Origin of the sequence: Marinobacterium nitratireducens (assembly GCF_014645375.1) — a bacterium.
Classification (GTDB): Bacteria; Pseudomonadota; Gammaproteobacteria; order Pseudomonadales; family Balneatricaceae; genus Marinobacterium_A; species Marinobacterium_A nitratireducens.
In genome coordinates, this window is sequence record NZ_BMLT01000003.1 from 595,481 (window position 1) to 607,998 (window position 12,518).

Genomic DNA, 12,518 nt, shown 5'->3' on the forward strand with positions numbered 1-12,518 from the left:
CGTCCATCAAGTGTCTCTTTGAATCACTCCATTCAAAGTACTGCCTCACTGTTGATTAATGAAAAGCCCGCCCTGCGGGCTAACACAGATCACCAAGCCATTGGAAACTTCGCGCCACCTGCGATGGGTTACGCCGCCCCGGGCAACCTGCTACAGGGCAAAACAATACCGCTGGCGGCTTCACCCATCCTACGCATTGCCGAAAATCCCGCTCTGCGGGCTTTCCGATTTATCCCGACTCAATGCGTCACGTTTTCCGACTCGGTGCTGTCGATTTCGACCTTGGGCGCGTCCGGGGCCTTGACCCGCTCAGCCATGGTCGTGAAACTACGCAGCGACAGAAGATGCGTGTAGATCAGCTCCATCTCGTCTCGTTTGACCAGTTCTTCCAGGGTTTCGGCCGGCAGCGCCTTGAGCTTTTCACGGCTGACAGCCTGGAAGCCGGTCAGTGAAAGCTGTTCGCCACCGGGCAGGCGCAGCTGCGCCTGCATCGACTCGAGCAGGCCGAGCTCCTTGAGCTTGCTGCAGAACGCCTGGGTCCGGTTGAACTGTACCTGGTACTCCTGCACGAAATTCAGCACATTACCCAGGTACTGGGTGCGCTCACCGGCGGAGTCGAACAGGCGCTCGCCCCTGCCCTCGGTATTGCAGCCGGCGTATTCCTCGTCGACGCAGAGATAGAAGCGGTCACCGTCCTCGCTCTTGGAGAAAACGAACGGGTAGCGGCGCACGAAGGCCGGTATATAGTGCCCGAGCCAGGCGCCGGACGAGTCGACGAACAGGTTGTGCTCGGCCTTGACGCCCAGCATCGCCACCGGCAGTACCGTATCGCCGCTTTCCGCGAACACGATCGGATACTCGAGGGCCGCCGCGGTGAACTCAACCACGGTAATCGGCACCGAATTGGATTCAGCGGTAAAGGAATAATCACCGGTGGCCTTGATGTACCAACCGCCATGACGCTCGAACGAAACCGGCACCACTTTTCCGTAGTACAGCAATTGTTTGCTCATTACTTTCCCCATCTGGTCCTTTTCACGACATCGACAGTCCCGGTCCTTGCGCGGCACCCGACTGACCCCACCCCGGCACGACGCACCGGAGTCTCGCCGATACCTCACGAAGAGTGCATCCCACCAACTATAGAACAACTGCGGGAAAAGGGACGTAATTCAGACGAGCGTTTGAGCCGCGTTTATGTTGCGGGGCACAAAAGACTCAGGCGGCCCTGAACCAGAAGCCAAGCAGGATATAGAGCCCGAGGTAAAGCGCCGGATAGATCAGCAGCAGCGACCAGAGCAGCGCAGCCCGAAGCCCCTGCCGAAGGTCCGCTTCGCGGATACGCCCCACCAGCGCCCGCGACAGCCACAGGGCCAGCAGCAGTGCCGGAACCAGTACCGACCAGAACACCGGCAGCGACAGCTGCGCCAGCCAGCGACCGTCGAACGGCTCGGGAAAATACTCGAAGGGCACCAGCAGGGTCGAAGGAACGCGCCAGCTTCCGGAACCCGCAAACGACATCACCAGCGGCACACAGAGCAGCATCGCCAGCAGGTGCAGCAACCAGACCGCACGGCTCGGCCGGCTGTCGACCGGACGGCGCTCTACGGCTTCGAGCTGCCGCTGCCAGAGGCCGTAGTGATAATCGTTGAGGCGTTCCATATAGGGCTCGAGCGCCGGACAACGCCCGGCGTTGTCTCGCACCCAGAGCAGCGCATCCTCGCCACTGACGAACTGTCTGCGATAGCGGAGGCCAAAACGCTTCTGCTCGCAGTAGAACAGATTCCGTCGAGGGTCGTAATGTACCGGATTGGCAATCTGTTCGCGCATGGTGTCTTTGCAACTCCTCGTTTTTACAAGAGCTTAGCAGCCGGTTAGAACCTTTGGTGCATTGTCGTGCCCTTCTTATTCCATTTAAACTGTACGCTCTTTCGGCTGGCCATAAGGACCGTCTTTCGATGCCTCATCGCGCCCATCTGTTCCGTCTCCGGCCCGCCATCGCCCTCCAGGAAAGCTGCCTCGAGGAACCCTACGGTCACCGACGCTTTGGCAAAGACCTGATGGCCGGGATCACGGTCGGCATCATCGCCATTCCGCTGGCCATGGCGCTGGCGATCGCCAGCGGTGTGGCACCGCAGTATGGTCTCTACTCGGCGATGATCGCCGGCTTCATCATCGCCCTGACCGGCGGCTCGCGCTACAGCATCTCCGGGCCGACCGCCGCCTTCGTCGTGATCCTCTATCCGGTGGCGCAACAGTTCGGCCTTGCGGGTCTGCTGCTGGCAACCCTGATGGCCGGCCTGATCCTGGTGGCAATGGCGCTGGCCCGTCTCGGGCGGCTGATCGAGTATATTCCGGAACCGGTGACACTGGGATTCACCTCCGGCATTGCCATCGTCATCGCCACGCTGCAGGTACGGGACTTTTTCGGCCTGCCGCTTGCCGAACTGCCCGAGTCCTGGCTCGGCAAAGTCGAAGCGCTGGTGCTGGCACTGCCGCAGCTCGATATCGCCAGCCTGCTGATTGCCAGCCTCACCCTGGGGCTGATGATTCTCTGGCCACGGCTGAAAACGCCGGTGCCGGGCCACCTGCCGGCGCTGCTGGCGGGAGTCGCACTGTCGCTGGCGCTCGGCGCCCAGGGTTTCGACGTCGAGACCATCGGCTCGCGCTTCAGCTATCTGCTGCCGGATGGCGGTATCGGCCAGGGCATTCCCCCGATGCTGCCGCACTTCGAGTGGCCCTGGCAGCGCAGCGGCCCCGACGGCGCCGCGCTCGAGCTTTCGCTCGAAACGCTGCGCGCCCTGCTGCCGGCAGCCTTCACCATCGCCATGCTCGGGGCCATCGAGTCGCTGTTGTGCGCGGTGGTGCTGGATGGCATGACCGGCCGGCGTCACAGTGCCAACAGCGAACTGCTGGGACAGGGGCTTGGCAACCTGATCGCGCCCTTCTTCGGCGGCATCACCGCCACGGCCGCGATTGCACGTTCCGCCGCCAACTACCGCGCCGGCGCCGAGTCGCCGGTCGCGGCGATGATTCATGCCCTGGTGGTGATGGTCGCGCTGCTGGCGGTCGCGCCGTTGCTGTCGTACCTGCCGATGGCCTCGATGGCCGCGATGCTGCTGATGGTGGCCTGGAACATGAGCGAGGCGCACAAGGTGCTGGCACTGGTGCGAAAGGCGCCGGCCGGCGACATTCTGGTGCTCGCTGTCTGCCTGTCGCTGACGGTGCTGTTCGATATGGTGATCGCCATCGGGACCGGGATCGTGCTGGCCTCGCTGCTGTTCGTGCGCGACCTCGGTGCCATGACCCGGGTCTCCGATATCGGCGCCAACCGACGGCTGGTGCCGCAACCGCTGCCGCCCGGCTGGTCGCTTTACAAGATCAACGGACCGCTGTTCTTCGCCGCCGCCGACCGGGTGTTCTCGGAGCTCGAGCTGCTCAGCCGCGACAGCCGCGGCGTTGCGCTTTACCTCGATGGCGTGCCGATGCTGGATGCCGGCGGTCTGGCGGCACTGGAGAAATACATCGCCAGCTGCCGTGAACGCAATATCGAGCTGCTCATCGCCGATCTGCAGTTTCAGCCGCTGCGGGCGCTGGCCCGCGCAGGGATCAGGCCCGTCGAAGGCGAGCTGTCTTTTGCGCCGACCCTGGCCGAAGCGCTGGAGCGCCTGCACCAGTTTTCGACACCCGCCTGATCACCCGGGCGCCTGGCGGACTTGTCAGGCTTCTAGTGTACTGTTTCACCCTAATAGATACTTATAGAGCCCGCCAATTCGTGTCCAGCAAGGCGCCGTTCGCCGGGAATAGTGGGGCTCTTGCCAAGAACGGCAACGCAGTTGGGCGCGAATTGGCGAGCTCCCCTTGGCGGCTCGCTATAAGTGCCTTTAAGGATGAAACAGTACACTAGTCGCTCACCAACATGCGCTGCTCGAGCTGTCCCTGCAGCTCGATGTTGAAGTGCTCCGCCGAGCGCATATGCTCCTGCATCAGGGTCCGTGCACGCTCCGCGTCGCGATCGCGGAAGGCCGCCATCAACTGCTGGTGATACTCGAGGTTGGCACAGGAAAACTCGCGCTGCTCCGGCAGCTGCGCCTTCTTGAAGATCACCAGATCGCGAATGAGATCGTTGAGAAAGCGGCCGATGAAGGCCAGCAGCGGATTGCCGCAGCGCTCGGCCAGCACCACGTGAAACTCCAGTTCCGCGATACGCTGGTCGATGCGCTCGTCGAAATCTGCCGCCGGGTGCTCGCAGCGCTCGACCAGCGCCTGGAGCCTGGCCAGATCCCCGGCCGTCAGCAGCGGCGTCACCTGCGCCGCGATCTCCGGCTCCACCAGGGTGCGCAGGGCATAGATATCGGGACCACCGGGCTGCTCGAAATGCAGGAAGTTGCGCAGCAGCTGGCTGGCCCGCTCGTACGGCACCCGCTCCAGCACCGCCCCGCCATTGGGACCGGTGCGGATACTGACCAGCCCCTGCACTTCGAGTGACTTCAGCGCTTCGCGCACCGTGCCCTTGGCGCAGTCGAACTGCTCCATCAGCTCGCGTTCGTTGGGCAGCCGGTCACCGGGCTGACGCCCGTTCACCACCACCCAGCGTTTGATCGAGTCGACGATCTGATCGGCACGTTTGATTCGTTTTGTCGGACGAAATCCGGCGTTCTCGTTACTCATGACCTTGCCTGAAATAGGGGCCGTCCATTCTGCCATGAACGCAGGCCGATGGGCACAGGGTTGATTTAATCTATTTATTATAATAAATATACCAAAAAGACAAACCCGAGGAGATCGACGATGGCCACCCGCTTCAACTGGGAAGACCCCTTCCTGCTGGATCAGCAACTGAGCGAAGAAGAACGACAGATCCGCGACATGGCAAACGCCTTCTGCCAGGAACGTCTGCAGCCTCGCGTGCTGGAAGCCTTTCGCAACGAGCACTTCGACCGCGAGATCATGCTGGAGCTGGGGGAACTTGGCCTGCTGGGCGCCACGGTCGATCCGGAATACGGCGGCAGCGGTATCAGCCAGGTTGGCTACGGTCTGATCGCCCGCGAAGTCGAACGGGTCGACTCCGGCTACCGCTCGGCGATGAGCGTGCAGTCGTCGCTGGTGATGTACCCGATCGAGGCCTATGGCTCGGAAGAACAGAAACACAAGTATCTGCCGAAACTGGCGAAGGGCGAACTGGTCGGCTGCTTCGGACTTACCGAACCGAACCACGGCTCCGATCCCGGCGGGATGATCACCCGGGCACGCAAGGTGGACGGCGGCTACCGCCTGAGCGGCCAGAAAATGTGGATCACCAACAGTCCTATTGCCGACCTTGCGGTGGTCTGGGCGAAGTCCGACGCCCACGACGGCAAGATCCGAGGCTTCATCGTCGAGCGCGGCAGCGACGGCTTCAGCACGCCCAGGATCGAGGGCAAGGTGAGCCTGCGGGCATCGGTCACCGGTGAAATCGTGCTCGACGACGCCTTCGTGCCGGACGAGAACCTGCTGCCGGGTGCCTCGGGTCTCGGCGGTCCCTTCGGCTGCCTCAACAAGGCCCGCTACGGTATCGCCTGGGGCGCGATGGGCGCCGCCGAATTCTGCTGGCACGCCGCGCGCCAGTACACCCTGGACCGCCAGCAGTTCGGCCGTCCGCTGGCGGCGAACCAGCTGATCCAGCTCAAGCTCGCCAACATGCAGACCGAGATCGCCCTGGGCCTCCAGGCGGCACTGCAGGTCGGTCGTCTGATGGATGCCGGCAACTGGGCACCGGAGATGATCTCGCTGATCAAGCGCAACAACTGCGGCAAGGCGCTCGATATCGCTCGCCAGTCCCGGGACATGCATGGCGGCAACGGCATCTCCGACGAGTTCGGTGTTATCCGCCACATGGTCAACCTCGAGTCGGTCAATACCTACGAGGGCACCCATGACGTCCATGCGCTGATCCTCGGCCGCGCTCAGACCGGTATCCAGGCATTCTGCTGAGCCATTCCGGTAGAAGACGGTGCGCATCGCTTCGAGGCTGTGAAAGTATTCGATATCTTGCGAACCGGCCTCACCCTGTCCGGCGCCGCGAGCTCTCGGGCTGCGTAGGAGCGGCGCCCTCGCCGCGAATTGGTTAGGCGCCGGTGCTTCCATTGTTGCACCGGCAGTCATGGATCGTCTCAGAAGGCATTGCGAAACGTGCCGGTATTGCTGGTGAAGTGGAGCAAAACATGCCGAATCAAGGAGTAACGAAATGAGCGCCCAACCCCTCAAGGGCATCCGGGTTCTGGACCTGTCCCGGGTACTGGCCGGGCCCTGGTGCGGTCAGCAGCTGGCCGACCTCGGCGCCGAGGTGATCAAGATCGAGCGCCCCGGACGCGGCGACGATACCCGCGCATGGGGGCCGCCCTGGCTGGCCGGCACGGAAGAGTCCGCCTACTACCTCAGTGCCAACCGCGGCAAGGCCTCGGTGGCAATCGATATCGCCGCCCCGGAAGGCCAGCGCCTGGTGCGGGAGCTGGCGCAACACTGCGACGTGGTACTGGAGAATTTCAAGGTTGGCGGGTTGAAGCGTTACGGACTCGACTACGAAAGCCTCAGCGCCGACAAGCCCGACCTGATCTACTGCTCGATCACCGGTTTCGGTCAGGATGGACCCTACGCCCATCGCGCCGGCTACGATTTCATGATCCAGGGCATGGGCGGTCTGATGAGCCTGACCGGCCAGCCCGACGACGTCCCCGGCGGCGGCCCGGTCAAGGTGGGTGTCGCCTTCGCTGACATCTTCACCGGCATGTACGCCGCCAATGCCATTCTCGCGGCGCTTTTACAGCGCGCGCGTACCGGCGAAGGCGCCCACATCGACCTGGCGCTGCTCGACGTTCAGGTATCGGTGCTGGCCAACCAGGCGATGAACTATCTCTGCTCCGGACAGGCACCGCAACGCCTCGGCAATGCCCATCCCAATATCGTGCCTTACCAGGCATTCGCGACGGCCGACGGCCATCTGATACTGGCGGTCGGCAATGACGCCCAGTTCCAGCGCTTTTGCGAAGTCGCCGGCTGTACGGCGCTGGCCCGCGATGCGCGCTTCGCCACCAATGCCGCGCGCGTGAAGCATCGCGAGGCGCTGATACCGGAACTCGAGGCGATTTTCAGTACCCGCGGCAGCGCCGACTGGCTTGCGGCGCTGGAGGCGGTCGGCGTACCCTGTGGTCCGATCAACAACCTGCAGCAGGTCTTCGACGACCCCCAGGTGCGCGACCGCGGTCTGCAGCTGCACCGCCCTCACCCGCAGGCAGGTTCGGTTGCGCTGGTCGGCAACCCCATCCGCTTCGATGGCCAAGCGCTGAATGCTCCCACGGCCCCGCCGACGCTCGGCGAGCAGACCGACCCCGTACTCAAGCGTCTGCTGGGGCTGTCGGAGGCGGAACGGCAACAGCTGCGTAAAATCGGCGTTACCGCCTGACATCACGACGTTGTGCCCTTATGATTCCCAGGGTAAGTCCGATTGTAGCAACTGATAAAAACAACAGAGTCCACCCGGACAGCCTGCAAAAGGGAGAACCCTATGGATCTGCATATTGGGGGCCGCCACGCCATCGTCTGTGGCGCATCGAAAGGACTGGGCCGCGCCTGCGCCGAAGCGTTGGCCGCCGAAGGCGTACATCTGGTGATCAATGCCCGTGGCCGCGACGCGCTGGAACAGGTGGCCGCCCAGATCAGCATGCGTCACAGCGTGACCGTGACCGCCGTCGCCGCCGATATCACCACCGCCGAAGGGCGTGAGGCCGTGCTGTCGGCAGGACGCGCCCCCGACATCCTCGTCAACAACGCCGGCGGCCCGCCCCCCGGGGACTTTCGCGACTGGAGCGATGACGACTGGCATCAGGCGCTGCAGAACAACATGGTGGCGCCGATCCAGATGATAAAAGCGGTGGTCGACGGCATGATCGAACGGCGCTTCGGCCGCATCGTCAATATCACCTCCGGCGCCGTCAAGGCGCCGATCCCGGCGCTGGGGCTGTCCAATGGCGCCCGCACCGGACTCACCGGATTCGTTGCCGGCCTGGCACGACAGGTCGCCGAGCACAATGTCACCATCAACAACCTGCTCCCCGGTCCCTTCGAGACCGACCGCCTGAACAACACTCTGGCAGGGGAAGCGAAAATGCTCGGTATCACACCGGAAGAAGCGGCAAACCGTCGCAGGCAAACCAACCCCGGGAAGCGCTTCGGCAACCCGACCGAGTTCGGCCAGGCCTGCGCCTTCCTGTGCGGCAGCAACGCCGGCTATATCGTCGGCCAGAACATCCTGCTGGACGGCGGCGCCTATCCCGGCACGCTGTAGGAACGGCGCGAGGGCGCGGCACGGTGCCGCGCAGGTTCGCCCACGGAGTGGGCTCCTACAGCAAGCGGCAGATGCGGACGGCACCCCGTGATGCGGTGACTCCTCGACACCTGTAGGAGCCCGGTCTCCGGGCAACGCCCTCTGCTCCGTAGCGGTTCGCCCACGGAGTGGGCTCCTACAACAAGCGGCAGATGCGGTCGGCACCCGTGATGCGGTGACTCCTCGACACCCGTAGGAGCCCGGTCTCCGGGCGAACGCCCTCTGCTCCGTAGCGGTTCGCCCACGGAGTGGGCTCCTACAACAAGCGGCAGATGTGGCCGGCACCCCGTGATGCGGTGACTCCTCGACACCTGTAGGAGCGGCGCCCCCGCCGCGAACAACCGCCTCGACCAAAAGCTTCGCCGCGGGGAAGTGCCCGTAGGTTTGGGTACGCGCTACGATGAGGGGCCGATGTCAGTGCGGTTGCTACGCTCACCGGCACCCTACGCGAGCAGCGACACGCCGAACAGCAGGCCGTGGCCGAACAGCAGCGCGCCAAAGGCAATCAGGCCAACGATCAACGCCAGCAGGTCGTATAGCAACTGCGGTTTGGGATGCGGTATCAGGGTCTTTCGTGGTCTGCTGAACGCCATATCGAGGAGCGCATAGACAAGAAAGGGGGCGAAAATCAGCGTCGATGCCAGATCGCCATTGGCCAGCAGATGTACCGACGCCCAGAGACCCACCCCGATCAGCATCGGGTGTCGCAGATAGCGCCGGGTCAGGGTCGGCAGATAGGCGGCGACCACCAGGATCAGCGCCAGCGGCATCAGGGCCTGGGCCAGGGAACGCCCGAACGACAGCGGTGACCAGAGGATCCGATTGTCGATCAGGGCATAACCCTCGATCATCAACCAGAGCCCGACCAGCGAGCCGAGCGAGAACAGCGCCAGATAACCAGGCCGTCCGAAGGTATCGATCAGTCGCTGACGCACACCGCCGAGCAGCGGTAACGCATGCACGCCGAAAAACAGCAACAACCCCAGCAGCATCCGGTCCATATCCGTCCCCGCACCTTGAGCCTCAAATGACCTTCGCCTTACGCCTTACGCCTTACGCCTTACGCCTTACGCCTATCAGTATAGAAAAAACGGCCGCCCGAGTTGGCGGCCGAACGAGGAATTCAGAGGCTGGGATAGGTGGTATAGCCCTGAGCCCCCGAAGCATAGAAGGTTCCGGAATCAGGCGTGTTCAAGGGCGCTTGCCGACGCAGTCGCTCCGGCAGGTCCGGGTTGGCGATAAAGGGCACGCCGAAAGCCACAGCATCGACCCGGCCATCCTCTATCCAGGCATTGGCGGTCTCCCCGGTGAACTTCTCGTTGGCAATGAAAGCACCGTCGAACAGCGCCCGCAGTTCCGGCACCAGGCTGTCCTCAGCCTCCGCTTCGCGGGCGCAGATAAAGGCGATATGGCGGCTGTTCAGTTCGCGAACCACATGACTGAAGGTCGCGCGCGGGTCGGAATCGCCGACATCGTGCGCATCGCAGCGCGGCGACAGGTGAACGCCCACACGGGCGCTGCCCCAAACGCCCACCGCCGCATCGGTGATGTCCAGCAACAGCCGGGCCCGGTTCGCGATAGATCCGCCGTAGGCATCCTGGCGCTGGTTACTGCTGTCCTGCAGGAACTGATCGATCAGGTAACCGTTGGCGGCGTGGATTTCGACGCCATCGAAACCTGCGGCCAGCGCATTTTCAGCCCCCCGACGATAGGCTTCGACGATCCCGGGAATCTCCGCGGTTTCCAGCGCCCGCGGGCGGGTATAGGGACGCTGCGGGCGAACCAGACTGACATGACCGGCCGGGGTGATCGCACTGGGAGCGACTGGCAGCTCGCCATCCAGGTAGATCGGGTCCGAAATCCGGCCCACATGCCACAGTTGCATGACGATACGGCCCCCCTTCGCATGGACGGCTTCGGTGATCCGCCGCCAGCCGGCGACCTGCGCATCGTTCCAGATCCCCGGCGTATCCGGGTAACCCACCCCCATGGGAGTGACGGCCGTCGCTTCGGTAATGATCAGGCCAGCCGAGGCCCGCTGGCTGTAGTACTCCAGCATCAGATCGCCGGGGACGCGACCCTCTTCGGCACGACAGCGGGTAAGCGGCGCCATCACGATGCGATTGGACATCTCGATTGCGCCGATACGAACGGGGTCGAACAAAGTTGCCATGGGTTGCACGCTCCTTAAGAGGATTAAACGGACGGGGTTGCTAGGGTTTCAGGAAGCCTCGTACCAGGGGTCTTTTACGGGCCGGTGATCTGGCCTCGGCCCGGCCCCACTACCGTAGCGAAGCGCCAGCGGATCCTGTCCTATATCGCGCAGGGTCTGGCCGCTGATTCGCTCCGGCCGCGCCGGCGCCTTTACCAGAAGCCGGCCAAGACGTTGCAAAAGATTCACTGTCAGTCCTCCCGACAAAACAAACCAACCGGTATGTTGAGCGAATTTAAACATACCAACCGGTATGTAATCAATAACAATTTCCGTAGTGGACCCAGGCACTACAATCAAAATCAGAACTGCCCCTCGGGCAAGTGAACGGAGTGCGGCGTTAACGGACTAATACGGAAACGAGCCTGAAACGGACTCGGACGGACTCGCCCCTTTGCGGGCTGCCATGGTCAGGGCTGCGCCGGAGCTCCAGGCTGAATGAACGCAGACAAGACACCGGCTTCGCCCGGGCGTCGAGGAGACTGTTATGCTGGACGGACTCATTTCCCTGCCCTGGTGGGGCTATCTGCTGGTATTGCTGGCGCTGACCCACGGCACCATAGTGTCGGTCACCATCTACCTGCACCGCGCCCAGGCGCACCGCTCGCTGCAACTGCACCCGGCACTGGGCCACCTGTTCCGTTTCTGGCTCTGGCTCACCACCGGCATGGTCACCCGTGAATGGATTGCGATTCATCGAAAGCATCATGCCCACTGTGACAGCGACGGTGATCCCCACAGCCCGCAGCTACTCGGAATATCCCAGGTGCTCTGGCAGGGAGCGGAGCTTTACCGTCAGGCATCTCAGGACCAGGATCTGCTGCAGCGCTTCGGTCAGGGTGCCCCCGATGACTGGATCGAGCGGCATCTGTACAGCCGACACCCGTCACTCGGCATCGTGCTGATGCTGGCCATCGACCTGCTGTGCTTCGGCGCGATCGGCCTGACGCTCTGGGCGCTGCAGATGATCTGGATACCGTTTTTCGCCGCCGGCGTGATCAATGGCGTTGGCCACTGGTGCGGATACCGCAACTTCGAAATCGCCGATGCCTCGCGCAACCTGGTGCCGTTCGCGGTACTGATCGGCGGCGAGGAGCTGCACAATAACCATCATGCCGCTCCCACCTCCCCCCGCCTGTCCTGTCGCTGGTACGAACTCGATATCGGCTGGTGTTACATCAGGCTGCTGGCCTGGCTGCGGCTGGTACGTATCCGCCAGGCCGGCCTGCTGCCGCGCCTGGCGCAGGGCCTGGACCCACAGACCTGGTCCAGCCGTCTGCACGTACTCAGCGTTTACGGCCGTGAGGTGGTGCTGCCGACCGTGCGCCAGGAATGCCAGGGCGCCACCCGTGCCCACCGAAGACTTCTGAGACGCGCGCGCTGGCTGCTGCTGCGGGAGAAACGCAAGATGAGCGAGGTGCAGCGCCGCTGCCTCGAGCGCTCGCTGTCACTGAGCGAGCGCCTGGCCACCACCTACGAGTACCAGCTGCGTCTGCGCGCGCTCTGGCAGCTGCCGGGGCGGTCATCGGACCGGCTTCGCCAGGCGATGCACGACTGGTGCCAGGACGCTCGCCAGTCCGGCGTCGAAGCGCTGGCGGAATTCGCCGAGCAACTGCAGCGGGCGCAACAGCGGCAGCCGCTTCAAGCGCCTGTCCGCTGAATACCCGCTCTGTCAATATCGCCATGGGTTTGCAAGTCAGCTGCGCAATATCCTTGGTGCCACGGCATTACCCGAAAAAGGCTCGCCCGCGGAGCGGGCTCCTGCAGGATAAGCATGTTGCGTAAGGCACGATACGCCGTGATCGGACTATCGTAGGAGCCCACTCCGTGGGCGAATCAGCCCGCGCATTCCCCCGCCAATCTGCCACAAGCTCAAAAAAGGCGCCGCCCCCATCGGGATGCGGCGCCTTTGCCTTTTGTGGATCTCCCGTCGCTCAGGGCGGC

General features: G+C 63.4%; 10 protein-coding genes. 5 read left to right on the plus strand and 5 right to left on the minus strand.

Features of this window, described 5'->3' with window-relative positions; all coding sequences use genetic code 11:
* Positions 1-239: 239 nt before the first annotated feature.
* Together IEX85_RS08210 and IEX85_RS08215 are read right to left on the minus strand one after the other, a co-directional pair.
* Entirely contained in the window at positions 240-1,013 is a 774-nt protein-coding gene (locus IEX85_RS08210; RefSeq protein WP_188860091.1) for a SapC family protein, read from the minus strand.
* Between the two features lie 205 nt (positions 1,014-1,218).
* Positions 1,219-1,830 carry a hypothetical protein gene (locus IEX85_RS08215; RefSeq protein ID WP_188860092.1) on the minus strand — a complete coding sequence of 204 codons (612 nt, stop codon included), beginning with the start codon at positions 1,828-1,830 and terminating at the stop codon, positions 1,219-1,221.
* A gap of 128 nt (positions 1,831-1,958) precedes the next feature.
* Between IEX85_RS08215 and dauA the strand changes: the two genes are divergently transcribed.
* Positions 1,959-3,695 carry a C4-dicarboxylic acid transporter DauA gene (gene dauA / locus IEX85_RS08220; RefSeq protein WP_188860093.1) on the plus strand — a complete coding sequence of 579 codons (1,737 nt, stop codon included), beginning with the start codon at positions 1,959-1,961 and terminating at the stop codon, positions 3,693-3,695.
* A gap of 208 nt (positions 3,696-3,903) precedes the next feature.
* On the opposite strand, the gene IEX85_RS08225 is transcribed toward dauA, so the two are convergent.
* Positions 3,904-4,671: a FadR/GntR family transcriptional regulator gene (locus IEX85_RS08225; RefSeq protein WP_188860094.1), complete on the minus strand. Its 768-nt coding sequence runs from the start codon at positions 4,669-4,671 to the stop codon at positions 3,904-3,906.
* Positions 4,672-4,791: 120 nt separating this feature from the next.
* On the opposite strand from IEX85_RS08225, the gene IEX85_RS08230 reads away from it, so the two are divergent.
* From IEX85_RS08230 to IEX85_RS08240, 3 genes are all read left to right on the plus strand, one after another.
* On the plus strand, positions 4,792-5,973 hold the full coding sequence (locus IEX85_RS08230; RefSeq protein ID WP_188860095.1) for an acyl-CoA dehydrogenase: 1,182 nt from the start codon (positions 4,792-4,794) through the stop codon (positions 5,971-5,973).
* Positions 5,974-6,226: 253 nt separating this feature from the next.
* Entirely contained in the window at positions 6,227-7,441 is a 1,215-nt protein-coding gene (locus IEX85_RS08235) for a CaiB/BaiF CoA transferase family protein (protein ID WP_188860096.1), read from the plus strand.
* A gap of 102 nt (positions 7,442-7,543) precedes the next feature.
* Complete coding sequence (locus IEX85_RS08240) at positions 7,544-8,323, plus strand: SDR family oxidoreductase (RefSeq protein ID WP_188860097.1); 780 nt, start codon at positions 7,544-7,546, stop codon at positions 8,321-8,323.
* 482 nt (positions 8,324-8,805) lie between these two features.
* On the opposite strand, the gene IEX85_RS08245 is transcribed toward IEX85_RS08240, so the two are convergent.
* Positions 8,806-9,363, minus strand: coding sequence for an NnrU family protein (locus IEX85_RS08245; RefSeq protein WP_188860098.1), 558 nt, complete (start codon positions 9,361-9,363; stop codon positions 8,806-8,808).
* A 122-nt stretch (positions 9,364-9,485) separates the two neighbouring features.
* The gene (locus tag IEX85_RS08250) at positions 9,486-10,535 is read right to left on the minus strand and encodes an alkene reductase (protein WP_188860099.1); all 1,050 of its coding nucleotides are present in this window, start codon (positions 10,533-10,535) and stop codon (positions 9,486-9,488) included.
* 526 nt (positions 10,536-11,061) lie between these two features.
* On the opposite strand from IEX85_RS08250, the gene IEX85_RS08255 reads away from it, so the two are divergent.
* On the plus strand, positions 11,062-12,234 hold the full coding sequence (locus IEX85_RS08255; protein WP_188860100.1) for a DesA family fatty acid desaturase: 1,173 nt from the start codon (positions 11,062-11,064) through the stop codon (positions 12,232-12,234).
* Positions 12,235-12,518: the final 284 nt, after the last annotated feature.